General features: G+C 57.9%; 19 protein-coding genes. 11 read left to right on the top strand and 8 right to left on the bottom strand.

Annotated features, from left to right (window positions below; translation table 11 throughout):
- Positions 1-185: 185 nt before the first annotated feature.
- From malT to yfiB, 4 genes are all read left to right on the top strand, one after another.
- The gene (gene malT / locus J1C59_RS20750; RefSeq protein WP_140916899.1) at positions 186-2888 is read left to right on the top strand and encodes an HTH-type transcriptional regulator MalT; all 2703 of its coding nucleotides are present in this window, start codon (positions 186-188) and stop codon (positions 2886-2888) included.
- A 326-nt stretch (positions 2889-3214) separates the two neighbouring features.
- Complete coding sequence (gene yfiR, locus J1C59_RS20745; RefSeq protein WP_128084854.1) at positions 3215-3775, top strand: regulatory sequestration protein YfiR; 561 nt, start codon at positions 3215-3217, stop codon at positions 3773-3775.
- Position 3776: 1 nt separating this feature from the next.
- Entirely contained in the window at positions 3777-4982 is a 1206-nt protein-coding gene (gene dgcN / locus J1C59_RS20740) for a diguanylate cyclase DgcN/YfiN (RefSeq protein WP_128084855.1), read from the top strand.
- A gap of 2 nt (positions 4983-4984) precedes the next feature.
- Complete coding sequence (gene yfiB, locus J1C59_RS20735) at positions 4985-5458, top strand: outer membrane lipoprotein YfiB (protein WP_140916898.1); 474 nt, start codon at positions 4985-4987, stop codon at positions 5456-5458.
- A 102-nt stretch (positions 5459-5560) separates the two neighbouring features.
- Here yfiB and J1C59_RS20730 read toward each other — a convergent pair whose 3' ends face one another.
- Positions 5561-6463: a LysR family transcriptional regulator gene (locus J1C59_RS20730; protein WP_128084856.1), complete on the bottom strand. Its 903-nt coding sequence runs from the start codon at positions 6461-6463 to the stop codon at positions 5561-5563.
- 100 nt (positions 6464-6563) lie between these two features.
- Between J1C59_RS20730 and J1C59_RS20725 the strand changes: the two genes are divergently transcribed.
- Both J1C59_RS20725 and J1C59_RS20720 read left to right on the top strand, forming a co-directional pair.
- Positions 6564-7631, top strand: a complete 1068-nt coding sequence (locus tag J1C59_RS20725) for an SDR family oxidoreductase (protein ID WP_128084857.1) — start codon at positions 6564-6566, stop codon at positions 7629-7631.
- Between the two features lie 85 nt (positions 7632-7716).
- Complete coding sequence (locus J1C59_RS20720; RefSeq protein ID WP_128084858.1) at positions 7717-8373, top strand: SDR family oxidoreductase; 657 nt, start codon at positions 7717-7719, stop codon at positions 8371-8373.
- Between the two features lie 103 nt (positions 8374-8476).
- On the opposite strand, the gene fumA is transcribed toward J1C59_RS20720, so the two are convergent.
- Positions 8477-10123, bottom strand: coding sequence for a class I fumarate hydratase FumA (gene fumA / locus J1C59_RS20715; protein ID WP_128084859.1), 1647 nt, complete (start codon positions 10121-10123; stop codon positions 8477-8479).
- A gap of 157 nt (positions 10124-10280) precedes the next feature.
- On the bottom strand, positions 10281-11789 hold the full coding sequence (locus J1C59_RS20710; RefSeq protein WP_128084860.1) for a DASS family sodium-coupled anion symporter: 1509 nt from the start codon (positions 11787-11789) through the stop codon (positions 10281-10283).
- Positions 11790-12379: 590 nt separating this feature from the next.
- Between J1C59_RS20710 and J1C59_RS20705 the strand changes: the two genes are divergently transcribed.
- Positions 12380-15160, top strand: coding sequence for a flavocytochrome c (locus J1C59_RS20705; RefSeq protein WP_128084861.1), 2781 nt, complete (start codon positions 12380-12382; stop codon positions 15158-15160).
- Positions 15161-15223: 63 nt separating this feature from the next.
- Entirely contained in the window at positions 15224-16186 is a 963-nt protein-coding gene (locus J1C59_RS20700) for an FAD:protein FMN transferase (RefSeq protein ID WP_128084862.1), read from the top strand.
- Here the strand turns inward: J1C59_RS20700 and dcuR are convergent.
- Both dcuR and J1C59_RS20690 read right to left on the bottom strand, forming a co-directional pair.
- The gene (gene dcuR / locus J1C59_RS20695) at positions 16180-16899 is read right to left on the bottom strand and encodes a two-component system response regulator DcuR (RefSeq protein ID WP_128084863.1); all 720 of its coding nucleotides are present in this window, start codon (positions 16897-16899) and stop codon (positions 16180-16182) included. The genes J1C59_RS20700 and dcuR overlap by 7 nt on opposite strands.
- Positions 16896-18530 carry a sensor histidine kinase gene (locus J1C59_RS20690; RefSeq protein WP_128084864.1) on the bottom strand — a complete coding sequence of 545 codons (1635 nt, stop codon included), beginning with the start codon at positions 18528-18530 and terminating at the stop codon, positions 16896-16898. The genes dcuR and J1C59_RS20690 overlap by 4 nt, the downstream gene beginning before the upstream one ends.
- A 305-nt stretch (positions 18531-18835) precedes the next feature.
- On the opposite strand from J1C59_RS20690, the gene mqo reads away from it, so the two are divergent.
- A complete protein-coding gene (gene mqo / locus J1C59_RS20685) occupies positions 18836-20485 on the top strand; it encodes a malate dehydrogenase (quinone) (protein WP_128084865.1) in 1650 nt (549 codons plus the stop codon).
- A 73-nt stretch (positions 20486-20558) separates the two neighbouring features.
- Here the strand turns inward: mqo and J1C59_RS20680 are convergent, their stop codons facing one another.
- Positions 20559-20870 carry a VF530 family protein gene (locus J1C59_RS20680; RefSeq protein WP_140916937.1) on the bottom strand — a complete coding sequence of 104 codons (312 nt, stop codon included), beginning with the start codon at positions 20868-20870 and terminating at the stop codon, positions 20559-20561.
- A 193-nt stretch (positions 20871-21063) separates the two neighbouring features.
- On the opposite strand from J1C59_RS20680, the gene J1C59_RS20675 reads away from it, so the two are divergent.
- Together J1C59_RS20675 and J1C59_RS20670 are read left to right on the top strand one after the other, a co-directional pair.
- On the top strand, positions 21064-22377 hold the full coding sequence (locus J1C59_RS20675) for an MFS transporter (protein WP_128084866.1): 1314 nt from the start codon (positions 21064-21066) through the stop codon (positions 22375-22377).
- A 145-nt stretch (positions 22378-22522) separates the two neighbouring features.
- Positions 22523-22672 (top strand): hypothetical protein, encoded by a 150-nt coding sequence (locus J1C59_RS20670; RefSeq protein WP_158086872.1) that lies wholly within the window; start codon positions 22523-22525, stop codon positions 22670-22672.
- Between the two features lie 45 nt (positions 22673-22717).
- Here J1C59_RS20670 and J1C59_RS20665 read toward each other — a convergent pair whose 3' ends face one another.
- Together J1C59_RS20665 and J1C59_RS20660 are read right to left on the bottom strand one after the other, a co-directional pair.
- Complete coding sequence (locus J1C59_RS20665) at positions 22718-24184, bottom strand: pyridoxal phosphate-dependent decarboxylase family protein (RefSeq protein WP_128084867.1); 1467 nt, start codon at positions 24182-24184, stop codon at positions 22718-22720.
- Between the two features lie 14 nt (positions 24185-24198).
- Positions 24199-25581: a diaminobutyrate--2-oxoglutarate transaminase gene (locus J1C59_RS20660; RefSeq protein WP_128084879.1), complete on the bottom strand. Its 1383-nt coding sequence runs from the start codon at positions 25579-25581 to the stop codon at positions 24199-24201.
- Between the last annotated feature and the right edge of the window lie 23 nt (positions 25582-25604).

Genomic DNA, 25604 nt, shown 5'->3' with positions numbered 1-25604 from the left:
GGATGGGGAGGGTGGAGAGGATGAGGCTTTTCCTAAATCGTTTAAGGAGTGTGATAAGGGGCGCTTTTGTAAAGTTTAAATAATGGGTTTGCTTGCATTCATCGGACGAAATGCTGAACCTGTGTAAGGAATAATTACGAAGCGTAAAATAATGATGCGCTCGACAAATGGAGAAACGCGCGCCCATGTTAATACCCGCCAAACTCAGCCGTCCGGTGCGTCTTGAAGGCACCGTGATCCGTGAGAGACTGCTGCAAAAACTCACCGCGGCCGGCAACTACCGGCTGGTATTGGTCACCAGCCCGGCAGGCTACGGCAAGACCACACTGGTGTCACAGTGGGCGGCGGGGAAACGCGATCTGGGCTGGGTTTCTTTAGATGAGGGCGACAATCAGCCGGAGCGCTTTGCCGACTACCTGATCGCTGCGCTGCAGCAGGCCACTCACGGCGGCTGTCCGCGCAGTGAACTGCTGGCGCAGAAGCGCCAGTACGTCAATCTTAACGCCCTGTTTTCGCAACTGTTTATCGAGCTGGTGGAGTGGCAGCAGCCGCTGTGGCTGATTGTGGATGATTATCATCTGATCACCAATCCGGTTATTCATGATGCGATGCGCTTCTTCCTGCGCCATCAGCCCGACAATCTGACCCTGATCCTGATGTCGCGTAATCTGCCGCAGCTGGGGATTGCCAACCTGCGCGTGCGTGAGCAGTTGATCGAGCTGGGCAGCCAGCAGCTGGCCTTTACCCATCAGGAGGCGCAGCAGTTTTTTGACTGCCGCCTGGCGGCTCCGCTGGAAAGCGAAGAGAGCGGCCGGTTGTGCGATGATGTGGCGGGCTGGGCTACGGCGCTGCAACTGATCGTGCTGTCGGCCCGGCAGGGGGCCTGTTCGGCCCAGCACTCCGCCCGGCGTCTCTCCGGCATCAACGCCAGCCACCTGGCCGATTATCTGGTGGAGGAGGTGCTGGATAATGTGGATCTGCCCACCCGCCATTTCTTACTGAAAACTGCCCTGCTGCGCTCGATGAATGATGAGCTGATCGCCTGCGTCACCGGCGAAGAGAACGGGCAGATGCGGCTGGAGGAGATTGAACGTCAGGGGCTGTTTCTGCAGCGCATGGACGATTCCGGCTGCTGGTTCAGCTACCATCCGCTGTTTGGCAATTTCCTGCGTCAGCGCTGTCAGTGGGAGCTGACGGCGGAGCTGCCCGCGCTGCATCGTGCCGCCGCCGAGAGCTGGATGGCGCAGGGCTTTCCGGGCGAGGCGATTCACCATGCGCTCGCCTCCGGCGATGCCACAATGCTGCGGGATGTCCTGCTGAAACACGCCTGGACGCTGTTTAATCAGAGCGAACTGCCGCTGCTGGAGAACTCCCTGAAAGCCCTGCCGTGGGAGATGCTGCTGGAGAACCCGATGCTGGTGCTGTTGCAGGCGTGGCTGATGCAGAGTCAGCATCGCTTCTCTGAAGTCGACAGCCTGCTGGCGCGGTTTGAACAGGCGAGCCGCTGCGAAATTGATGCGGCCCTGCGCGGTGAGTTCAATGCGTTGCGCGCCCAGGTGGCGATCAACGACGGCAATACGGAAGAGGCCGAGCGGCTGGCGAAAGTGGCGCTCGATACGCTGCCCGCCAGCCGTCACTACAGTCGCATCGTGGCGACCTCGGTACACGGTGAAGTGATGCACTGTAAAGGCGAGCTGGATGATTCCCTGAAGCTGATGCGCCAGACCGAACAGATGGCACGGCGCGATGAAGTCTGGCACTACGCGCTCTGGAGCCTGATCCAGCAGAGCGAGATCCTGTTTGCTCAGGGCTTCCTGCAGGCCGCCTATGAGATCCAGAGCCGTGCCTTTGTGCTGGTCGACGAGCAGCATCTGGGGCAGTTTCCGCTGCATGAGTTTCTGCTGCGTATCCGCGCGCAGCTGCTGTGGGCGTGGGGGCGACTGGAGGAGGCGGAGCAGGCGGCGCGCGAAGGGATTAAAGTCCTGAACGGTTTCCAGCCGCAGCAGCAGATCCAGTGTCTGGGGCTACTGGTGCAGTGTTCGCTGGCGCGCGGCAATCTGGATAACGCCCGCAGCTACCTGAACCGGTTGGAGAACCTGCTGAACAATGGCAACTGGCACAGCGACTGGATCGCCAACGCGGATAAAGTGCGGGTGATCTACTGGCAGATGACCGGCGACAGCCAGAATGCCCGTGACTGGATGCGCCAGACGCCTAAACCGGCCTTTGCCAACAACCACTTCCTGCAGGGCCAGTGGCGTAACATCGCCCGCGCCCAGATCCTGCTGGGTGACGTCAGTCAGGCGGAGGTGGTGCTGGAGGAGCTGAATGAGAACGCCCGCGCGCTGCGCCTGATGAGCGATATGAACCGCAATCTGCTGCTGCTGAATCAGATCTACTGGCAGACCGATCGTAAGGCGGAGGCGCAGCGTGTCCTGATTGAGGCGCTGAAGCTGGCGCGCAGCACGGGCTTTATCAGCCATTTCGTCATCGAAGGGGAGATGATGGCGCAGCAGCTGCGGCAGCTGATTCAGCTTAATACCCTGAACGAACTGGACAGCCATCGCGCGCGACGCATTCTGCTGGAGATCAACAAATATCACCGCCACAAGTTTGCCCATTTCGATGAGGGCTTTGTCAGCCGGTTACTCAACCATCCTGACGTGCCGGAGCTGATCCGCACCAGTCCGCTGACGCAGCGTGAGTGGCAGGTGCTGGGGCTGATCTATTCGGGCTACAGTAACGATCAGATCGCCGGTGAGCTGGCGGTGGCCTCGACCACGATTAAAACCCATATCCGTAACCTCTATCAGAAGCTGGGGGTCACCCATCGCAGCGAAGCGATGAATCAGGTGCAGTCGCTGCTGAAAATGATGGGCTACGTCTAGGGATAGCCGACTGCAGGGGGTGGCGGCGGGGACCGCGATGCGTCGGTCCCATCACTTATCCGGCAGTCTCCTTTTACCCGTGTTACGTCCTTTCTGAACAGCAGCCGACCGCCCCGACACCGCCTGTGAAGTAGGGCAGCACGACGCAGGCGCTCGCGCTGAAAGCAATGCAAATCCCTGTTTATACCGTGATAAAAACAGCCTGAAAGTATAAGCAGGGTAACTGATTGCTAAGAAAATTCTGTGTGCACGGGTAACTGTCACTATGGTAATATTTTCGCGCTTATTCAGCGTTTCTGCCGTGCGTAGTATTACTGGAATGCAGTATGACCGATAACTATGTAATTCATCCTGAAGCCGGACTGCCGCTTCTGCTACGCCGCATCTGCCAGATCTTCGTTACGCTCCTTATTCTGCTCGCCTTTCATCCGCCTGCGGCCCGCGCCGGACTAAAAGATGACCAGGCGAATCGTATCGTCAGCGGCATAATCAGTTTCACGCACTGGAACGGTTTAACGCATCCGCCAGAATTATGTGTTTTTCCGTCGGCACGCCATCTCTCATTGCCGGAAAACAGCCGCTCTGCACCCGCGGGATTTACCACCGTTTATCTTGCGGCGGCCGGTGATGTTGCCAGGCACCGATGCGACGCCCTCTATTTCGGCGATGAGACGCCGCAACAGCAGGTGGAGCTTATTGCGCAGTTAACGGGGCGAGGGGTGTTAACCCTTGCCGAGAATAATGCGGAATGCACGCTGGGCGCCGCTTTCTGTCTGATCTTTCAGCCAGACCATACGCACTTTGCCGTTAATCTCGACTCTCTGGCCCGCAGCGGGGTCAGAGTGAGTCCGGATGTTCTTCTGCTCTCCCGCGAGGGAAAAAAATAAGATGAAATTCGATGAATCCCGGCACGATAAATCATCTATCCGCAATAAACTGCGGAAAATAAGCACCATCAATTCAGCGGTAATATTACTGCTCTGCTGGCTGCTGCTCTCATCAACGTCGCTCTTTTTTATTAAGAATTACGAGAAGTGTAATCTCGAGCTGATCGGCTCAACCTTAAGCACCACTTTAACGGCGGCCACCGTTTTTGCCGACAGCTACGATGCGCGCAGTAAAATAGAACGCTTTGGGAATGAGGGCCTCTATGCTTCTGCGACGCTGGTCACCCGGGATCATACCGTGCTGGCCCGGTGGCAGGCACAGCAGGAAGAGGCGGGCTGGTATTCGCGGCTGCTGCGCGACTGGATTTATCGCCAGCCGCTTAACGTTGACATTATTCATGCTGACGTTGCCGTGGGCACCCTGACGCTGGAAGGCACCGTCACCGGTGCGAAGAGTTTCATACAGTACTCCTTTATGATCCTCTCCATCGGGATGCTCTGCGTGCTGATCATCTCGCTGCTGCTGAGTGAGTTTCTGCATCGGGGGATGATCGCGACTCTGCGAACCATCACCAGCTCGATTCACTATGTGATTAACTCCGGCGATTTCTCATGGCGCATTCCGGGCGGCCCGATCAGGGAGTTTCAGCTCTTTTCAGACGACCTCAATTCGCTGCTGAGGGAGATGCAATCGCTCAAGGCTTCGCTGATCCGTGACAACCGGTCGCTGGCTGCGCAGGCGCTGACCGATCCGCTGACCGGGCTCGCCAATCGCAGCGCCTTCACCGCGCGCCTGACCCAGCTCCTTGCGTCGCCGGATCGTGCGCGCTTCGCGCTGCTGTTTCTGGATGGCGATCGCTTTAAAAGCATTAACGACAACTGGGGCCATGCCGCCGGGGATGAGGTTTTAAAAGCGACCGGATCGCGGCTCCAGTCGCTGGCCGCAGAGCCGGATCTGGTTGCGCGATTAGGCGGGGACGAATTTGCCATGCTGGTCTGCAGCCGGACAGGCGAAGCGGAACTGCAGGCGCTGATGCAGCGCATTCATGACGTCACTCAGCAAAAGATTCTGATTATCGAAGGCATGCCGATGACGACCTCGGTGACCATTGGCTACGCCTGGTCACAACCGGGTGAAACGGTGGCGTCGATTCTTGAGCGTGCCGACAGGGATATGTACAAAAACAAGCGGAAAAATAGGGCGTAAATATGAAGAAAAACCTTTCCCTGCTGTTGCTTGCCCTGACGCTGGCGGGCTGTCAGTCGAAAGAACGTTTCAGCGAGGCGCAAATCGCCGCAATGAGAAGTGCCGGGTTCACCCAGAATATGGAAGGCTGGGGATTAGGCTTATCCGATAAAATCCTGTTTGGGGTCAATGAATCAGAACTGACGCCCGCCAGTAAACAGACGATTCAGGGGATGGCGAAAAACCTGGCCGTGACCGGTATTACGCATGTCCGTATCGACGGGCACACCGACAATTACGGCAAACCCGATTACAACCAGCAGCTGTCGCTGAAACGTGCGGACGCGGTTGCCGCGCAGTGGGCGGCAGGTGCGGCGATACCGCCTGGAAATATTGTCACCCGTGGACTGGGCATGAGTGCGCCGGTCAGCAGCAATAACACAGCACAGGGGCGCGCGCAGAACCGCCGCGTCGCCATCGTCATCACCGCCCCCTGAGGCCTGGCCGCCGCCTCATGTAGCGCGCCGATCGCCTGATACTCTCCGCTCAGCGTCGGTTAACCGGGACGCGCAGGGTCGCCCTGCGCGAGGGGGCGGGTCTCAGCGAATAGCGAGTTCGTTCAGTGCCGACAGCAGCGCATCGACTTTGGGCAGAAACTGTTTGCGGCGTGGCCACACCACGCTCAGGGTCAGGCCATCAGGCTGCAGATGCGGCAGAAGGATCTCCAGATCGCCCGCCTCCACGGCGCGCTGAATCAGCCAGGAGGGCATCTGCGCCACCCCCAGCCCCGCCAGCACCGCCTGTAGCTGGGCATCCACATCGCCCAGCGCCAGCCGGTAAGGCATCTCGCGCCAGTGCGGCTGTCCATCCTCGGTAGTAAACAGCCAGGGCTTGGTGCTGCCATCCACCCGCTCATAGAGGATGGCGGGATGTTTTAATAATTCTGCCTCACTCTGCGGGCGGCCGCTGCGGGCCAGATAGGCGGGGGAGGCACAGAACTGCATCTGTTCACGCCCCATGTTACGCCAGCCCAGCGACGCAGGCAGATCCGGCGCGCCGCCGATCCGTACCGCCACATCAACACCCTCTTCAAACAGGTCAACAAACCGGTCCGACAGGCTCAGGCTTATCGCCAGTTCCGGATGCTGCTGGCAAAAGGGTACCAGCAGCGGCATGACGTTGAGGCGGCCATAGGTCGTCGGCACGGCCAGTTTCAATCGGCCGGATGGAATGGTGCGCTGCGCCGCCAGCACCGCTTCCGCTTCCGCCAGATCCTCCAGAATACGCAGACAGGTCTGATAGTAGGCGCTGCCCGCATCGGTCAGGCTCAGGCTGCGGGTAGTGCGCTCCAGCAGCTTCGAGCTCAGGCGCGTCTCCAGGCGGCTGACGCTTTTACTGATTGCCGAGCCGGTCACATGCAGGCGCTGAGCGGCGGCGGTAAAGCTGCCACATTCGACGCTGGCAACAAACGGCAGAATATCCTTAAGGCGGTGGTCGTGCATCGATTAATGAACTCAGGTTAAGAATGCTGTGAATAAATGCCAGAGATAAGAACTGAATTCTCTATTAGGCTTAGAATTACGCAAAACGAGGAGAAATCAAATGAAAAAGCACGCTTTGATTGTGGGCATCAGCGGCGTTATCGGTCGCGCACTGGCAGAAAAACTTCAGCAGGAGGGCTGGGAAGTCAGCGGCCTGTCCCGCGGACGCGGTGCGGTGCCTGAGGGCGTGACCAGCCTGACCGCGGATCTGACGGACGCCGACGCCGTGCGCGAGGTCCTGAAATCGGAGAAACCGGATGCGCTGTTCTTCAGCGTCTGGGCCCGTCAGGAGACGGAAAAAGAGAATATTCGCGTCAACGGCGGAATGGTGCGCAACGTGATCGACGCGCTGGGCGATCGACTCAAAGGTTCGCACGTTGCGCTGGTGACCGGGCTGAAACACTACCTGGGGCCGTTCGAAGCATACGGAAAGGGCGCGGTGCCGGTGACGCCGTTCCGTGAAGAGCAGGGCCGTCAGCCGGTCGATAACTTCTACTACGCGCAGGAAGATGAGCTGTTTGCCGGTGCAGAGAAATATGACTATCGCTGGAGCGTGCATCGTCCTCACACCATCATCGGCTATGCGGTGGGTAATGCGATGAACATGGGGCAGACGCTGGCGGTCTACGCGACGCTGTGTAAAGAGAAGGGCTGGCCCTTTATCTTCCCTGGCTCACCGGAGCAGTGGAACGGCGTGGTGGATATGACCGATGCCGGTCTGCTGGCTGAGCAGCTGCACTGGGCGGCCACCTCACCTAACGGTGCCAATCACGATTTCAACGCCGTGAATGGCGACGTGTTCCGCTGGAACTGGATGTGGCCGAAACTGGCGGAGTACTTCGGTCTTGAGGCCGCCGCACTTCCGGCGCAGATGATGCCGCTGGAAAACCGGATGGAGGAGGCACCCGCAGCGTGGAAGGCGATTGCCGCACAGCATCAGCTGCGTGAGGCTGACGTCACTAAGCTGGTCTCCTGGTGGCACACAGACGCCGACCTGGGGCGTCCGATGGAAGCCTTCACCGATATGAGCAAGAGCCGTAAGGCGGGCTTTACCGGCTATCGCAGTACGCTCGACGCCTTTACTCAGCTGTTCGACAAGCTGAAAGCGGAAAAAGTGATCCCGGAATAATTCCCCCACAGGCGCCGACACCGGCGCCTGTTTTGCTTCCGGCAGAGGCTATACTCAGGCACGCGATCAGAAAAGGGAGGAACCTATGGCAACGTGTTTCATCATCGGCGCGGCGGGCAAAGTTGGCCGACAGCTCACCCGTCAGCTCAGCCGTCGTAACCATGTGGTCACGGCGCTGCATCGTAAACCGGAACAGGCTGAAATGCTGCAGGCGGCGGGCGCGAAGCCGGTGGCAGGCGATATTCAGCAGCTGGACGTCACCGCGCTGGCCGCGATGATGGCCGGGCACGATGTTGCCGTCTTTACGGCGGGTGCAGGCGGCGCGGGCATCGCGCTGACCAATGCCATCGACGGTGAAGGGCTGAAGCTGGCCGTAGCAGCCGCTACGCAGGCGGGCGTCCCGCGTTTTATACTGGTTTCCGCTTTCCCGGATGCGGGGCGGGGCAAAACCCCGTCAGAGGGTTTCGAAAACTACATGCGTGTTAAACGTCTGGCGGATGCAGCACTGGTGGCGAGCAGCCTGGCGTGGGTGATCCTGCGGCCCGGCACGCTGACCGATGACGCCGGAACGGGACGGGTTCATGCCGATCTGGCGATTCCCTATGGTGAGATCCCGCGTGAAGATGTGGCGGCAACGCTGGTCGGGATAATTGAACACCCGGCGATTACGTATCAGATCATCGAACTGACGAAAGGCGACAGGCAGATCGAAGCGGCGTTGCAGCGGTTGCAGCGCGGCTAAAAGAGAAGCCAGAACGGCGTGAGTCTGGCTGCCGCTCAACGGCCAGAGCCTTTCCATAAAAAAGCCCCGAAACCGGGGCTTTTTTTCTGTCTGGCCGTCAGCGTTACTTGACGCATCTGGCGCAGTGCGCGCGCTCGATGTGCTGGAAGAAGTCATTGCCTTTGTCATCGACCAGGATAAACGCAGGGAAGTTCTCCACCTCGATTTTCCAGATCGCTTCCATGCCCAGCTCAGGATACTCCACACACTCCAGGCTCTTGATGCTCTGCTGTGCCAGGACGGCGGCCGGACCGCCGATGCTGCCCAGGTAGAAGCCGCCATGTTTCTGACAGGCATCTGTCACCTGCTGGCTGCGGTTACCCTTGGCGAGCATGATCTTGCTGCCGCCGTGGGCCTGCAGCAGATCAACGTAGGAGTCCATACGTCCTGCGGTGGTCGGGCCGAGCGAACCGGAGGCGTACCCTTCCGGCGTCTTAGCCGGACCGGCGTAATAGACCGGGTGATCTTTGATGTACTGCGGTAAGCCTTCGCCGTTATCGATGCGCTCTTTGAGTTTGGCATGGGCGATATCACGCGCCACGATGATGGTGCCGGTCAGGGAAAGACGGGTCGAGACCGGATAGGCGGAGAGCTGCGCCAGAATCTCCTCCATCGGACGATTAAGATTAACCTGCAACACTTCGCCTTCACCCTGCTGACGCAGCGCTTCCGGGATCAGACGGCCTGGATTGGATTCCAGCTTCTCAATCCAGATGCCTTCACGGTTGATCTTCGCTTTGATGTTACGGTCAGCCGAGCAGGAGACGCCCATTCCGACCGGGCAGGACGCGCCGTGACGCGGCAGCCGAACCACGCGGATGTCGTGGGCGAAATATTTACCGCCAAACTGCGCGCCCAGGCCGAGCTGCTGCGCCGCTTCCAGCAGTTCCTGCTCCAGCTGAATGTCGCGGAAAGCCTGACCGTGCTCGTTGCCTTCGGTGGGCAGCCCGTCGTAGTAGTGCGTCGAGGCGAGTTTAACCGTTTTCAGCGTGCTCTCTGCCGAGGTGCCGCCGATGACAAAGGCGATATGGTAAGGCGGGCAGGCGGCGGTGCCGAGGGTCCGCATCTTATCCACCAGGTAATTCTTCAGCTTGCCCGGGCTGAGCAGCGCTTTGGTTTCCTGATAGAGATAGGTTTTGTTGGCGGAGCCGCCACCCTTGGCGACACAGAGGAACTTGTACTCATCGCCATCCACGCTGTAGAGATCAATCTGCGCAGGCAGGTTGGTGCCGGTATTCACCTCTTTGTACATATCCAGCGCAGCGTTCTGCGAGTAACGCAGGTTTTCTTCGATATAGGTATTGTAGATACCCTCTGACAGTGCGGCTTCATCTCCGCCGCCGGTCCAGACGCGCTGACCCTTTTTACCCATGATGATCGCGGTGCCGGTATCCTGACAGGTCGGCAGCACGCCTCGGGCGGCAATTTCGGAGTTTCTCAGAAACTGCAGGGCGACATATCTGTCATTGTCGCTGGCTTCCGGGTCGCTAAGGATAGAGGCAACCTGCTGCTGGTGGGCCGGACGCAGCATGAAGGAGGCATCGTGGAACGCCTGCTGAGCGAGTAAGGTCAGGGCCCGAGGCGCGACTTTCAGGATCTCCTGGCCCTCAAATTCAGCGACAGAGACATGCTCGCGACTCAGCAGATAGTATTCGGTTTCGTCGTGGGACAGTGGAAAGGGGTTCTGATAGACAAAAGGTTTGTTCGACATTTTTTCTCACTTACTGACTGGCTGAACCCTCGCGTGCAGGCGGCGGGGGAGCAACATCATAGGCGAATGTAGTGTTTATTATGCTTCCCCGCCGTGGGTACGACGGGGAAGTGCAGGAATGGTATCTTATAACGCGTTGATCTGCATTTGGTATCCGTCAGAACATCCACACCATCCACGGATAGGCAATCAGCATCATAGAGACCAGGAAGATGGCACCGAAGATGGTGCCCAGGCGCCAGTAGTCTTTGGTCGGCAGATAGCCGCTGCCGTAGTAAATCGGACTTGGGCCGGTACCGTAAGGGGTGATGATGCCCATCACACCCAGAGAGGTACATAACATCAGGCAGAAGACCGGCATGTTAATGCCCGGGATAGAGGCGGCGATGGTCAGCATGGCCGGTAACAGCGCGGTGGTGTGCGCGGTAGTACTGGCGAACAGGTAGTGCAGCAGGAAGAAGGCGATCAGCAGAACCACGGCTGACACCTGCGGGTCGTAACCCTGCAGCAGCATCCCCCCCTCTTTACCTAACCAGGTGATGAACCCTACACGGGCCAGACCATCGGCCAGAGCCACCAGGGTGGCGAACCAGGCGAAGGTGTTCCAGGCCGGTTTGTTACTGGTAATGTCGTTCCAGTTCAGCACGCCGGTCCACAGCATCAGCACCACAACCAGCAGGGCTGCCAGCGCCGGTTCAATCCAGGAGGTGGCGAAAATCCACATCAGCAGCGCACAGACCACAAATACCAGCAGCAGGATCTCATTGCGGGTCAGACGGCCCAGTTTCTCCAGTTCGGCGATAGCCCATTTTGGCACTTCGTCGTTGATTTTGACTTCAGGCGGATAGAACCAGTAGGCCAGCAGCGGCATGGTCAGAATCAGCAGCAGGCCCAGCGGCAGGAAGGCCAGGAACCACATGCCCCATGAGATATCAAAACCGATGATGCTTTTCACCAGCGCCAGCGCCAGCAGGTTAGGAGCCAGCGCAGAGAGGAACATTGAGCTGGTAATACAGGCGGCGGTAATCGCAACCCACATCAGGTAAGAGCCGATTTTACGGGCGCTCGGATCGTTGGGTTTAGAGCCATACAGCGGTGGCAGGTTGGCAATAATCGGATAGATGGTGCCGCCACTGCGCGCGGTATTCGACGGCGTAAACGGCGCCAGCAGCAGGTCAGCGAAGGTAATGGCGTAACCCAGCGTCAGGCTGCGACGACCCAGATACTTCACCAGAATCAGGGCCAGCCGACGACCGAACTGCGTTTTGTCATAACCGGCGGCGAACATAAAGGCACCGAAGATCAGCCAGACGGTGGAGTTACCGAAACCGCTCACCGCCCACTTAAAGGATTCGCTGGCGGCTTTGAATTTCGGGTTGGCCAGCTCTGCCGGACTGAAAAGCAGGAACTGACTGAAGAGGGCGATGACCACGACCCCGGTCAGGCCAATCACGGCACCCGGCAGCGGTTCGAAGATCAGACCGACGATGACCCCGACGAAGATGGCGAAGAAGTGCCAGGCGTAGGGTTCGAGCCCGGCGGGGGTGGGCACCAGTAACAGCAGCACGGCCACAATCACCGGTAAGGCAAGCATAAGCGCTTTCTTTCTGGCCGCCGCCGCAGGTGAGGCTTTTGGCGGTTCGGTTACAGCTGAGAGTGTTTTCATAGTGTTTTATCTGCAAGTTAAGAAGAATACGATGTGCGCCCCGGACCTTCATGAATGACTTTCTTTTTTATTCTTGAGTGTATGAATAAACCGCGATGCACGGATTTAGGATAATCTGCTGACGGTGTGTTGAGCACTGATTTTAACGCCATGTAAATATGATGCGATTTTCTGAAATATGAATTTTGATCTGGATCAAAGAAATTTAGTTATTATCCCCGGATTTTAACATTTATTTTCTCTCTATTTTCCGGTGCGCAGAGTTTCGGCCTTTTTGTGATGGAGGTCGCCAGATTATCAGCGACGGCGCGGCGTGATGTCTCATCTAACTCTCTGATAGAGATTGTTTTATTTTTTATGTAAACGATGTGTTGCTTTTCGGTTTCCATTAGTTAACAATCAATATAACTTTACTCTGGTAAATCAGCAAATTAAATTTCCAAATCGTTTAAAAGTTAAAAAAGTAAATTTATTACTTATGAAAGCAAAGAAAGGCGTATATTAACGTCATGACATCGGACCACTTAATTAGGCGATAATTTGCGTCCGCTAAAAAATTTCCAGACTTTTAAATCTTGGAGTTTATCGCAATGAATACTCTCACTCCCATCCTGAATCCCCTGACGCTCCCTGGCGGCGCCGTGCTGAAAAACCGGCTGGTGATGGCACCCATGACCACCTGTACCGGTTTTTATGACGGTACGGTCACCAGCGAGCTGGTTGAATACTACCGCGCGCGTGCAGGCAGCATCGGTACGGTGATCGTCGAGTGCTGTTTTATCGATAACCGTGGCCCGGCGTTTCCGGGTGCCATTGCCATCGACAGCGATAACAAGATTCCCGGTCTGAAACGCATTGCGGACGCGATTAAATCTGAAGGTTCTACTGCAATCCTGCAGATCTATCACGGTGGCCGCATGGTCGAGCCGGAACTGATCGGCGGGAAAACCCCGGTTGCGCCCAGTGCGATTGCCGCACCGCGTGAAGGGGCGACCAAACCGCTGGCGCTGACCGCCGAGGAAGTCGAGACCATGATCACCAAATTCGGTGATGCCGTGAACCGTGCCATCAAGGCGGGGTTCGACGGTGTGGAAATCCACGGTGCCAATACCTACCTCATCCAGCAGTTCTATTCACCGAACTCCAACCAGCGTGATGACAAATGGGGCGGCAGCCGAGATAACCGCGCGCGTTTCCCGCTGGAAGTGCTGGAGATCACCCACAAGATGGCGGCACGCTTCGCGCATAACTCCTTCATCATCGGCTACCGTTTCTCACCCGAAGAGATCGAAGTGCCCGGCATCCGGTTTGATGACACCCTCTACCTGCTGGAGAAACTGGCCGCGCGTGGCCTGGACTACGTGCACTTCTCCGTGGGTCAGCTGCTGCGTCCGTCGATTGTCGATATCCAGGACCCTACGCCGCTGATCGAGAAGTACATCGCGATGCGTTCGCCTGAACTGGCGAAAGTGCCGGTGATTGGTGTCGGTGGCGTGGTGAACAAAGCGGATGCGGAGCTGGCGCTGGAGAAAGGCTACGATCTGGTGGCGATTGGTAAAGCCTGCATCGCCTATCCGAACTGGGCCGACCGCATTCTCAATAACGAGCATCTCGAACTCTATATCGACAGCAACAAACGCGAAGCGCTGCAGATCCCGGAACCGCTGTGGCGCTTCTCACTGGTCGATGCGATGATCCGCGACATGAGCGAATCGGGCCGCAAATATAAAGCGGGCGTCTATCAGGAAAAAGTGGAAGCCGAAGCGCTGAAGCTGAAAATCAATGTGACGCTGGATACCGACCGTATCACCGACATCACGCTGGTGCCGGATGACACCCTGGACGTGGACTTCACCACCACCTTTGAAAGCCTGCGTAACCGCATCCTGGTCGCCAACAGTCCACACGTCGATGCGATTACCGGTGCCACCACGCAGAGTGAGGCGCTGAAAAAAGCGGTTTCACGCGCCATGACCACCTCCAGCAAAGAACACGTTATCGAAGAGGGCGGCAACCCTGACGCGCCGCAGAACTTCGACGTGGTGGTTGTGGGCAGCGGCGGTGCCGGTCTGGCAGCGGCGATTCAGGCGCACGATCAGGGCGCGCGCGTGGTGATTATTGAGAAGATGCCGACCATTGGCGGCAACACCATCAAAGCCTCTGTGGGGATGAACGCCGCAGAGACCCGCTTCCAGAAACTCAAAGGCATCGAGGACAGCAAAGAGTTGTTCTATGAAGAGACCCTGAAAGGGGGCCAGTTTAAAAACAATCCGGTGCTGCTGCGTGAGTTTGTTGACCTGGCACCGGAAGCGATTGAGTGGCTGGCGGAACATGGCATTGAGCTGAATGACATCACCATCACCGGCGGGATGAGCATCGATCGTACACACCGCCCGGCGGACCGCTCAGCGGTCGGCGGCTTCCTGATCAGCGGCCTGGTGAAAAATATCAATAGCCGCAACATCGAAGTGCTGCTGGAGACCTCCGTCGAAGAGATCCTCTATGAGAATGGCGCGGTCACCGGTGTCAAAGTGGTGGATGAGTACAACGACAGCCGCATCCTGAACGCGAAAAGCGTGATTGTGGCCACCGGCGGATTCAGCGCCAACCGCGAGCTGGTGGTGAAATACCGTCCGGAACTCGATGGCTTCGTGACCACCAACCACAAAGGCGCGACCGGCAGCGGCATCGCGATGCTGGAGAAAATTGGTGCCGGAACCGTGGATATGGGCGAAATCCAGATCCACCCGACGGTGGAACAGACCACCTCTTATCTGGTGTCGGAGTCCATTCGCGGCGGGGGCGCCATCCTGGTCAGTCAGGCCGGTCAGCGTTTCTACAACGAAATGGAGACCCGCGACAAAGTTTCCGCTCAGATTATCGCCCTGCCAGAGAAAAGTGCCTGGATCGTGTTCGATGAGCAGGTACGGATGAACAACAAGGCCGCGGACGAATATATTGCCAAAGGCTTTGTCATCAGCGCGCCGACTGTGGCGGAGCTGGCCGTGAAACTGAACATGAGCGAGTCTCAGACGCTGGAAGCGACGCTGGCCCGTTACAACAACTTTGTCAGAATGCAGAAAGATGAAGATTTCGGTCGTCAGACCGCGCTGCGTCACCCGCTGAGTGAAGGTCCGTTCTATGCGATTCGTATCGCACCGGGGGTGCATCACACCATGGGCGGCGTTACCATCGACACCACGACCGCCGTGCTGGACAGTCAGAAACAGGTGATCAACGGTGCCTGGGCCTGTGGCGAGGTGGTTGGCGGTATCCACGGCGCGAACCGTATCGGCGGTAACGCTGTCGCTGATATCATCATCTTCGGTATCCTGGCGGGAGGTAACGCCGCGGCCTATGCCCGCCGTTAATCACCCGCCCCGGCATCCGCCTCTGGCGGGTGCCGTTTTTTCCTCTTCAGAGCAGAGTCGCCTATGTTAAACGATGCGCGTGTCTATGCTTACTCCGCCGTATTAATGGGGTCACCCATTCTGCTGAAACTCTTCGACGATAATCAGACCCTGGCCGGTCAGGTGTTTCGCCTGATCAAACAGCAGGAGAATCTCTTCACGGTCAACCGTGCCGCGTCAGAAGTGATGGCGATTAACCATGCGGCGGGGCAGCATCCGGTGGTGGTGAGTCAGCCCGTGTTCGATTTGATCGCCTGTGCACACGCGGTGAGCCTGCTGCCCGGCAGCCTGTTTAACCTGGCTATCGGCCCGCTGGTGAAGTGCTGGAAGATTGGATTTCAGGGCCACAGCGTGCCCTCCGACGCGGCGCTGCAGGCGCGTCTGGCGCTGACTAATCCACATGAGGTGATCCTGGATGCCGACGCCCGCAGCGTGATGCTGGCCCGGCCAGGCATGGAGATTGACCTGGGTGCCATCGCCAAGGGGTATATTGCCGATGTCGTGCAGGCCTTTCTGCGTCAGCAGCAGGTCAGCCGCGCCCTGATTAACCTGGGCGGCAACGTCCAGACGGTGGGGGCGCCGCCCGATGAAGCGGGCTGGGCCATCGGCCTGAAAAAACCCTTTGGTGAAGAGGGCGCGCTGATCGGGGTGATCGAGGTCTGCAACCGCTCGGTGGTCACCTCCGGGATCTACGAGCGCTACTTCGAGCAGGAGGGCGTCCTTTACCACCATATTCTCGATCCGCGCAGCGGTTATCCGCTGGATAACGCGCTGCTGAGCGTCACCGTGATCGCGGACCGTTCGCTGGATGGCGACATCTACACCACACTGCTGTATGGCCTGGGCGTGGAGAAAGGCATCGCCTGTCTGGCCGATAAGCCGGGCATTGAGGCGATTTTCGTGACCCGTGACAGGCAGGTGATCTGCTCGTCACAACGTCACTTTTCGTTCCGGTTACTGGACACCGACTACCGGCTGGTTCACTGACAATACTGCTTCAGCAGCGTGTGATACTCCGGCTGCAGACGATAGCGATAGACCGGACGGCCCGTGACGCCGTAATGAATGCTGGTAAACAGGATATTGATCTGCGCCAGCCAGATCAGATATTTGCGGCAGGAGACGCGGGAGATATTGACCTCGGTCGCCAGCTCATCGGTGGAGAACTCGGTGCCCGGATGCGCGTCGATCCAGAGGCAGAGCGTGCGCAGCGTCTGCGGCGTCAGCCCTTTTGGCAGGCGCTTCTGTTCGCTGGCACCGGGCGGATTGCCATGCAGGAGCTGATCCACGTCCGACTGCTGATAGAACTGATGATTGTCCATCAGCGATTTTTTCTGCCGCCAGCCGGTGAGCGCCTCTTCGAAGCGGGCAAACTGGAAAGGCTTAATCAGGTAATCCACCACTCCGTAGTTGAGGGAGGTTTTGATGGTCGCGGCATCGGCAGCCGACGAGATGATGATGACGTCAACCGGCCGTCCGGCGCTGCGCAGCTCCGGCAGCAGGTCGAGACCGTTCTCCTGCTGCATATAGATATCCAGCAGGATCAGATCAACCTGAGGCTCAGCCTGCGCCAGAAGCTCTTTGGCCTGCTGCAGGGTAGAGGCGGTGCCGCAGCAGGTAAAGCCCGGTATCTGCCCGATATAGCAGCGGTTCAGCTCGGCTACCATCGCGTCATCATCGACAACTAACACATTGATCATTGGGTAATCATTCCTCTCTCCCACGGAAGTTGCACTAAGAATTGGGTAAATACACCCGGTTCCGACTCCACGCTGACGCTACCGCCCAGGCTTTCGGTCTGCTGCTTCACCAGGAACAGCCCGACGCCGCGATCGTCACCTTTGGACGAGACGCCTCGCTCGAAGATGGCGCTGAGCTGCGTGCCGTCGATACCGGGGCCGTCATCGCTTACTTCGCAGGCTAACCAGCCGTTCTGATAATGCAGCATGAGGTGAATTTCACCTTCAGCCTCCGGGTCCAGCGCCTCAAGGGCATTTTCAATTAAATTGCCCAGCACCGTGATTAACACCGCGCTCTGCTCCTCGCTGCCGCAGTCGGGCAGGAAACTCGCCTCGTCGATGATCAGCTGATGACCCTCATCGGTCACCCGGTTGATCTTACTCAGCAGGAAGCCCGCGATAATCGGCGATTTGATCTTCTGCAGCAGAGAACCAATCTCGGTCTGATAAGCGTTCGCGGTTTTCAGGATGTACTCTTCCATCTGCGCATAGTTTTTCATATGCAGCAGGCCCAGAATCACATGCAGCTTGTTCATAAACTCATGGGACCGCTCACGCAACGCATCCACATAGTTTACCATGCCGTCCAGACGCTGCATCAGCTGGCTGATCTCGGTCTTATCCCTGAAGGTGGTCACCGCGCCGATAATGCGCTCGCGGCTGCGCACCGGCACGGTGTTGCTGATCAGGATACGGTTTCCCAGCGTCAGCTCCTGATCGTACCAGGCTTTGCCCGCATGCAGCGCATCCTGCTGATGACGATGCATCACGCTCTCTTCGGCAATCAGATCGCCGCTGGTGGGCATTTTACGGGTGGTATCGTGCAGCAGCTGCTGCGCCGCATGGTTAATCAGGCTGATCCGTGACTGATCATCGACCGCAATCACGCCCTCTTTAATAGAATTGAGAATCGCCTGGCGCTGCTCAAACAGGCTGGAAATCTCGTGCGGCTCCAGCCCCAGCAGGATGCTCTTCAGTCGCCGGACCAGAATAAATATGCCGACCAGCGCCACCAGCCCGCCGAACAGACCGGTCCAGACGATATTCCAGCGGCTTTTGGCAATCTGCGCCGCCACATCGTTCAGCGCGATCCCGATCGCCACCACGCCAATCTGCTGATGCTGTGCGTTAAAGATCGGGGTAAAGACCCGCAGCGCCTCCACCAGCACACCGTGATTCACGGCCACATTCTCCCGGCCGGCCAGCGTCGGATAGATGTCGTTGCCGACGAAATGTTTACCAATAACCGCCGCGTTGGGATGGGAATAGCGGATGCCCTGCATATCGGTCACCACCACGAACAGCAGGCCGTTACGTTTGCGCGCGGCCTCCGCCAGCGGCTGGATCTGCTGGCTGCCGTCCGGCGACCCTAAACCGCGCTGGATCTCCGGGCTGTCTGCCAGCGTGCGGGCCACCGCCATCGCCTTGTCCTTGAGATGCGACTGCGCAAAGTTATCAATCTGCACAAAATAGAGCAGATGGACCGCGACCAGCACGGTGAGGATAACCGCGGTCATCATCAGGGTAGTCAGGGTACTGAGTTTCATGGGTCGTTTCGTCACGGCATGTCGGTTCTGTGGTTGGCTTTTCATTGGCGCTCAGCACGGAGAGAGGATCGCCGGGAAACATACGCGAACTCTGCGCATCCGTACAGTTTTAGCGGTCTGCAGACGGGCGGTCGCCAGAGAACAATATTTGTGTTAGGGGATTGTATAATTCAAAGGACACCCTTAATGTGTGGTTAAAATATGTGATCGGTATGGTAAGCCTTTTGTAATTAAATTAAGGCTAAATTGCTATTTTTAATTTTATAATTATTTTCGAATTAACTCATAAATAACATTCTTTTAAAATTTGAGGACTTTTTTTAACCAGTACCGTCTGAGCTGTAGATTAAATGATGAATTCAAAGAAAGTTATTCCTACCCTTTCCCTCGCGGCCTTGTTAGTTTCTTCAGCGCTTCACGCTGAAACTTCACCAGAAAAAACCGACGTCCTGTTAATCGGCGGCGGCATCATGAGCGCCTCAATGGGCACGATGCTGGAAGAGCTGCAGCCTGGCTGGAAACAGATCATGGTTGAGAAACTGGATGGCGTGGCGCTGGAATCTTCCAACGGCTGGAATAACGCCGGTACCGGTCACTCTGCCAACATGGAACTGAACTATACGCCTGAGCGTAAAGACGGCTCCATCGACGTGACCAAAGCGCTGGAAATCAATGAAGCCTTCATGGTTTCACGCCAGTTCTGGACCGCACAGATTAAAGAGGGCGTGATGCACGATCCTCGCTCTTTCATCAACTCAACGCCGCACATGAGCTTCGTCTGGGGCGACAACGTGGACTTCCTGACCAAGCGCTACGCGGCACTGCAGAAAACCGCGCTGTTCCAGGGCATGAAGTTCTCTACCGATCACAAGCAGATTGAACAGTGGGCTCCGCTGGTGATGGAAGGCCGCGATCCGCAGCAGAAAGTGGCCGCGACCTGGACCCCGGTCGGTACCGACGTCAACTACGGTGAAATCACCCGTCAGCTGATCGGCAGCCTGAAGAAGAACGATAACTTCCGTCTGGAAACCTCGTCTGAAGTCACCGATTTCAAGCGTAACGACGACAACTCCTGGCACGTCACCATCAAAGATGCCAAAAACGGCAACGAGCGTGCGGTTGACGCGAAATATGTCTTTATCGGTGCAGGCGGCGGCGCGCTGAAATTACTGCAGAAGACCGGTATTCCGGAAGCAGACAACTATGCAGGCTTCCCGGTCGGCGGCTCCTTCCTGGTGACCGAGAACAGCGCGATTGCCGATCGTCACCTGGCGAAAGTCTACGGTCAGGCGTCAACCGGTGCACCACCGATGTCGGTTCCGCATCTGGACACCCGCTACCTGGATGGCAAACGTGTTGTACTGTTCGGGCCGTTTGCGACCTTCTCAACTAAGTTCCTGAAAAACGGTTCGCTGTTCGATCTGCTGAGCACCACCACTGCCCACAACATCGGTCCGATGACCGATGTTGGCATGGATAACTTCGATCTGGTGAAATACCTGATCGGCCAGGTGATGCTGAATGATGAAGATCGCTTCGAATCACTGAAAGAGTACTATCCGGACGCGAAGAAAGAGGACTGGAAACTGATCCAGGCCGGTCAGCGTGTGCAGATCATCAAGAAAGATGCCGATAAAGGTGGCGTGCTGAAACTGGGCACCGAAATCGTGACCGATCAGCAGAAAACCGTGGCAGCCCTGCTGGGTGCGTCACCGGGTGCGTCTACCGCTGCACCTATCGCATTAAGCGTGATGCAGAAACTGTTCCCGGAAGAGTTTAAATCCGCAGAATGGCAGGCCAAAATTCACAAGATGATCCCAGGCTACGGTCAGAAACTGAATGACAACGTGCCGCTGCTGCAGCAGGTGTGGAATGACACCGCCGCGACCCTGCAGCTGACCACGCCGCCGGTAATCAACATGGATGGCAAAACTGCCGAGGCACCTGCCGCGCAGGCTCAGCCCGCTGCCCCATCCGCGAAACACGACATGGCGCTGTAATCGCGACCTGACGTAAAAAAAGCCCGCACAGTTAACCTGTGCGGGCTTTTTTATTGCCTGCGGTTGCGGCCTGTTACGCTGGCTTGCCGCCGCGCCAGTTCCCCCAGGGATCCCCGTCGGCAGGCGTATCCGCTTTCTCTGCAGGGGCGGCGCGGGGGACGGTTTTTCCCGCTAATGACGCAAGGTAGAGCGCCTCGACCTCGGCCCGCGCCCAGGGCGTGCGGCGTAGAAACTTCAGGCTCGACTTCACGCTGGGGTCGCTCTTAAAGCAGTTGATAGTGATCCGCTTTGCCAGTTCTGCCCAGCCATACTGCGCGACTAAACTGTTGATCTGCATCTCCAGCGTTACGCCATGCAGAGGATCCTTTGAGGTGTGTGCGTTCATCATCTGTCCGTTCCGTTCACATAATGCCGCACATCCTGACGATCGTTGCGGCGTAGTGCAAGGCGCAGAGACGAAAAAGGGGGACATTGGAGCTTTTTATGTGTCCGCGATAACGCCGCGCGCAGGCGGGCGCGCAGGTGTCCGGCGATTATGCTAATCATAACCCGGTGATGACACTGAAAAAGGCGCTGTTATGCATGAACCCGTAAATGATCTGCTGAGTGCTGCCCGACGCAGACGTGCGTTAATTGCCGGTTCCGTGGGTAATTTCATCGAGTGGTATGAGTTCGCGGTGTACGGCTTCCTCGCCACCGTGATCGCGCAGAACTTTTTCCGGCTGGAGGGCGAGTCTGCGCTGACCGGGCTTCTGCTGACCTACGCCTCCTTCGCCATCGCCTTCTTCTTCCGGCCACTCGGCGCCGTCCTCTTCGGGAGGATGGGGGATCGCATCGGCCGCAAGCCCACGCTGATCTTTGTGTTGATAATGATGACGCTGGCAACCGCCGCCATTGGCCTGGTGCCCCCTTACGCACAACTCGGCGTGCTGGCTCCGCTGATCGTCACCGCGCTGCGTATTCTGCAGGGGCTGTTCGCCGGGGGCGAGTATGGCGGGGCGGTCTCCCTGATGACGGAGTTTGCGCCGCGCGGCCGGCGGGGGCTCTATGGTGCCTGGCAATCCTTTACCGTGGCGCTGGGGCTGCTGGCCGGCGCCGGTATCGTCGCGCTGCTCTCCGTGCTGCTGACCCCGGAACAGATGCTGAGCTGGGGCTGGCGTATCCCGTTCTTTTTGGCGCTGCCGATGGGCGTGCTGGCGCTCTGGCTGCGGGTACAGATGGAGGAGACCCCGGCCTTTATCCAACAGCAGGCACAGCCCGTCCGGAAAGTGCAGGCCAGCCTGGGCGACACGCTGAAAACCATCCTGCTCGGCATCTGCCGGCTGATGGTCTGGTCGGCGGCCGGGTACACCTGGCTGGTGATCATGCCGACCTATCTGCAGGCCTCACTGCATACCGGCTTTAACCAGGCGCTGCTGATCGCGGTGATCTCAAACCTAGGCTTTGCCAGCACCATTATTCCCGCCGGGATGCTGAGCGACAGAATAGGGCGCCGGACGGTGATGGTCACGGCGGCAGTCTTGCTGCTGGTGCTCTCGCTGCCGCTGCTGCATCTCCTGCAATCCCCTGAAACCGGGCTGCTGCTGAAAGCGCTGGTGGTCTTTCTGGCGGGCGGGGTGGTCGGCCTGCTGGCCGGGCCGGGGCCTGCGATGCTGGCGGAGATGTTTCCGACGCAGGTGCGCTACACCGGGCTGGGGCTGGCCTATTCGCTCTCGAATGCGGTCTTCTCAGGCTGCGCCGGATTAATCATCACCGGGCTGATTAAAGAGACCGGCAATCCTGACATTCCCGCCTGGTATGTGATGGCGACGGCGCTGGTCAGCATTGTGGCGCTGATGACGCTGAACCGGGACGATCACCTGCGGCAGCTCGACGAGCCACCGGAGCGCTGAAAACGGATCCTGGAGTGCGCGATCACTGACACCCAGCCTATTCGATTCTCATTTGAGACGCGATTTTGTCTGCAGGCAGGCTATATCCTCCTGAAGTGCAGGGCTATTTCATCTGCCCTGTTTCCTGATTATGAGAGGAGAGGATATGGAATTATCAGAAGAGGAACGCGAAATCGTCGCCTGGTTTCTCAGTCAGCACTGGACAGCATTCGCAGAGGCAACAGAGGACTATCTTTCACAGACAGCGCGACATCGACTCGCGGAAAAGCCGGGTCTGGAAGACGCAGAAAAATAAAAAAAACCAGCCGGGTGGCTGGTTTTTAGTCGGGGAACAGGAACGTTACACCAGCTGCTGTGCGGTGGTCTCCACCAGCGTCAGCAAGACTTTAATATCGTCCAGTGTCACCGTCGGGTTCAGCAGGGTCATCTTCAGGCAGGTCACGCCCTCGTGCTCGGTCACGCCGACGTTAGCGCGGCCCGACTCCAGCAGCGCATCACCGATACGCTGATTAAGCAGGGCAATATCGGCACTGCTCAGATGCGCCAGGTGCGCCGGACGATAGCGGAACAGCACGCTGGCGAGCTGCGGGGTCATGACCAGTTCCAGCGCAGGCTGCGCATCCACATACTGCGCCACCTGCTGCGCCAGCGTCACGCCGTGATCGATGATGTCGGCATACTGCTTCTGACCCAGCGCTTCCAGGCCCATCCACAGCTTCAGCGCATCAAAACGGCGGGTCGTCTGCAGTGACTTCGACACCAGATTCGGCACGCCCTGCGCTTCATCGAACTCTGAGTTCAGATAAGCCGCCTGGTAGCGCATCAGCTCATAGTGACGCGCTTCCTTCAGCAGGAAGGCGCCGCAGCTGATGGTCTGGAAGAACTGCTTGTGGAAGTCCAGGGTAATGGAATCCACCTGCTCAATGCCGTCCAGATAGTGACGATACTTCTCCGAGAGCAGCAGCGCGCCACCCCAGGCCGCATCGACGTGCACCCAGATGTTCTCTTCTGCCGCCAGCGCCGTGATTTCGCGCAGCGGATCGATCGCACCGGCGTCGGTGGTGCCGGCCGTGGCGACGATCGCCAGAATGTTTTCACCGTTGGCTTTGGCCGCCGCCAGTTTCAGGCGCAGATCGTCCATATCCATGCGGGCGAAGCGATCGCACTTCACCTGGGTCACGGACTGGTAACCCAGACCGAGCAGCGCCATGTTCTTCTGCACGGAGAAGTGCGCGTTCTCTGAACAGAAGACCTTCATCTTCTTCAGATCGCCGGTTAAGCCATCCTGCTGGACAGAGTGACCCTGACGGGCGTACCAGGCGTCACGCGCCAGCATCAGACCCATCAGGTTGCTCTGGGTGCCGCCGCTGGTGAAGACACCGGCATCGCCCGCCTGATACCCCACCTGGGTACGCAGCCACTCAATCAGCTTCATCTCAATCAGGGTGGCAGAGGGTGCCTGGTCCCAGGAATCCATGCTCTGGTTGGTGGCGTTGATCAGCACTTCCGCCGCCTGGCTGATGACCAGGCTCGGGCAGTGCAGATGCGCTACGCACTGCGGGTGATGCACCGACAGGCTGTCCTTGAGGAAGTACTCAATGGCGCGTTCAATCGCGGCCTGGTTACCCAGGCCCTGAGGATTGAAGTCCAGTGTGATGCGCTCACGCAGCTCCGCGACGGTTTTTCCCTGATACATCTCAGGTTGTTCCAGCCACTTAACGACGGCCGCACTGCTCTGGGCGATCGCCTGCTGGTAGGCCTCGGTGCTCTGCGCTGAGGCCGCCAGAATCGGGTTTAACCGGGACATTGCATTCACTCCACTCAAACTGGTTGTACGCCAGCTGACAGCAGGGCGTTTTCAAATTTATCCATAAACACGTCCAGTTCTGCATCCGTGATCAGCAGGGAAGGCAGCAGACGCAATACGCTGCCGTGACGTCCGCCACGCTCCAGAATCAGGCCGTTCTCAAAACATTTCTTCTGCACCAGCGCTGAGAGGTCGCCATCTGCCGGGAAGCTGCCCATGTGATCGGCAGGCTCGTGCGGCTTGACCATCTCAATGCCGAGCATCAGGCCCAGACCACGCACGTTGCCGATGACCGGATAGCGCTGCTGCAGTTCACGCAGTTTGCCTTTCAGCATTTCACCCTGCGCCGCCACTTTGTCAGCAATGTTGTTGTCTTTCAGCAGTTTCAGCGTGGTCAGACCGGTCGCCATCGCCAGCTGGTTGCCACGGAAGGTGCCGGTGTGATGACCCGGAGACCAGGCGTCGAACTCTTTCTTAATACCCAGAACCGCCAGGGGCAGACCACCGCCGACCGCTTTTGACATTACGATGATGTCTGGCTCGATACCTGCGTGTTCAAACGCGAAGAACTTACCGGTACGGGCAAAGCCTGCCTGAACTTCGTCCAGGATCAGCAGAATGCCGTGCTCTTTGGTGACCTTACGGATGCGCTGCAGCCACCCAGCCGGCGCCGGGTTAACGCCGCCTTCACCCTGAACGGCTTCCAGGATCACCGCCGCAGGTTTACGCACGCCGCTTTCCACGTCGTTAATCAGGTTATCGAAGTAGTAGGTCAGCGCTTTCACGCCCGCTTCGCCACCGAGGCCCAGCGGGCAGCGGTATTCGTGCGGGTAAGGCATGAACTGCACTTCCGGCATCATGCCGTCGACCGCTTCTTTCGGTGAAAGGTTGCCGGTCACGGAGAGCGCACCGTGGGTCATGCCGTGGTATCCACCAGAGAAACTGATGACGCCGCTGCGGCCGGTGACTTTTTTCGCCAGTTTCAGCGCGGCTTCAACCGCATCCGCGCCCGAAGGGCCGGTGAACTGCAGGCAGTACTCTTTGCCCTGACCTGGTAAAACGGAGAGCAGGTACTCAGAGAACTCATCTTTTAACGGTGTGGTTAAATCCAGAGTATGTAACGGCAAGCCGCTGGTAATGACATGTTGAATGCTCTGCAGAACGTCTGGATGGTTATGACCCAGTGCCAGCGTTCCGGCACCGGCAAGACAGTCGAGATAGTTGTTGTTCTCGACGTCGGTGATCCAGACACCCTGTGCCTTCGCGATCGCGAACGGCAGTTTGCGCGGATAACTTCGAACGTTTGATTCAAATTCAGCCTGACGGGCCAGATAGGTTTCATTGGTTGCGTTTGCGTTTTGTGCATTCAAACTATCAATACGGACTTTATCCGTCATCATATCTCTCCTACAACCGAAAC

The organism is Pantoea deleyi (assembly GCF_022647325.1).
Taxonomy (GTDB): Bacteria; Pseudomonadota; Gammaproteobacteria; order Enterobacterales; family Enterobacteriaceae; genus Pantoea; species Pantoea deleyi.
This window is presented reverse-complemented; position numbering and strand designations above follow the sequence as displayed.

Bases quoted from the DNA above. Each gene is read 5' to 3' on its own strand.
- malT (WP_140916899.1), top strand. From the start codon at position 186: ATGTTAATACCCGCCAAACTCAGCCGTCCGGTGCGTCTTGAAGGCACC.
- yfiR (WP_128084854.1), top strand. From the start codon at position 3,215: ATGACCGATAACTATGTAATTCATCCTGAAGCCGGACTGCCGCTTCTG.
- dgcN (WP_128084855.1), top strand. From the start codon at position 3,777: ATGAAATTCGATGAATCCCGGCACGATAAATCATCTATCCGCAATAAA.
- yfiB (WP_140916898.1), top strand. From the start codon at position 4,985: ATGAAGAAAAACCTTTCCCTGCTGTTGCTTGCCCTGACGCTGGCGGGC.
- J1C59_RS20730 (WP_128084856.1), bottom strand. From the start codon at position 6,463: ATGCACGACCACCGCCTTAAGGATATTCTGCCGTTTGTTGCCAGCGTC.
- J1C59_RS20725 (WP_128084857.1), top strand. From the start codon at position 6,564: ATGAAAAAGCACGCTTTGATTGTGGGCATCAGCGGCGTTATCGGTCGC.
- J1C59_RS20720 (WP_128084858.1), top strand. From the start codon at position 7,717: ATGGCAACGTGTTTCATCATCGGCGCGGCGGGCAAAGTTGGCCGACAG.
- fumA (WP_128084859.1), bottom strand. From the start codon at position 10,123: ATGTCGAACAAACCTTTTGTCTATCAGAACCCCTTTCCACTGTCCCAC.
- J1C59_RS20710 (WP_128084860.1), bottom strand. From the start codon at position 11,789: ATGAAAACACTCTCAGCTGTAACCGAACCGCCAAAAGCCTCACCTGCG.
- J1C59_RS20705 (WP_128084861.1), top strand. From the start codon at position 12,380: ATGAATACTCTCACTCCCATCCTGAATCCCCTGACGCTCCCTGGCGGC.
- J1C59_RS20700 (WP_128084862.1), top strand. From the start codon at position 15,224: ATGTTAAACGATGCGCGTGTCTATGCTTACTCCGCCGTATTAATGGGG.
- dcuR (WP_128084863.1), bottom strand. From the start codon at position 16,899: ATGATCAATGTGTTAGTTGTCGATGATGACGCGATGGTAGCCGAGCTG.
- J1C59_RS20690 (WP_128084864.1), bottom strand. From the start codon at position 18,530: ATGAAAAGCCAACCACAGAACCGACATGCCGTGACGAAACGACCCATG.
- mqo (WP_128084865.1), top strand. From the start codon at position 18,836: ATGATGAATTCAAAGAAAGTTATTCCTACCCTTTCCCTCGCGGCCTTG.
- J1C59_RS20680 (WP_140916937.1), bottom strand. From the start codon at position 20,870: ATGAACGCACACACCTCAAAGGATCCTCTGCATGGCGTAACGCTGGAG.
- J1C59_RS20675 (WP_128084866.1), top strand. From the start codon at position 21,064: ATGCATGAACCCGTAAATGATCTGCTGAGTGCTGCCCGACGCAGACGT.
- J1C59_RS20670 (WP_158086872.1), top strand. From the start codon at position 22,523: ATGGAATTATCAGAAGAGGAACGCGAAATCGTCGCCTGGTTTCTCAGT.
- J1C59_RS20665 (WP_128084867.1), bottom strand. From the start codon at position 24,184: ATGTCCCGGTTAAACCCGATTCTGGCGGCCTCAGCGCAGAGCACCGAG.
- J1C59_RS20660 (WP_128084879.1), bottom strand. From the start codon at position 25,581: ATGACGGATAAAGTCCGTATTGATAGTTTGAATGCACAAAACGCAAAC.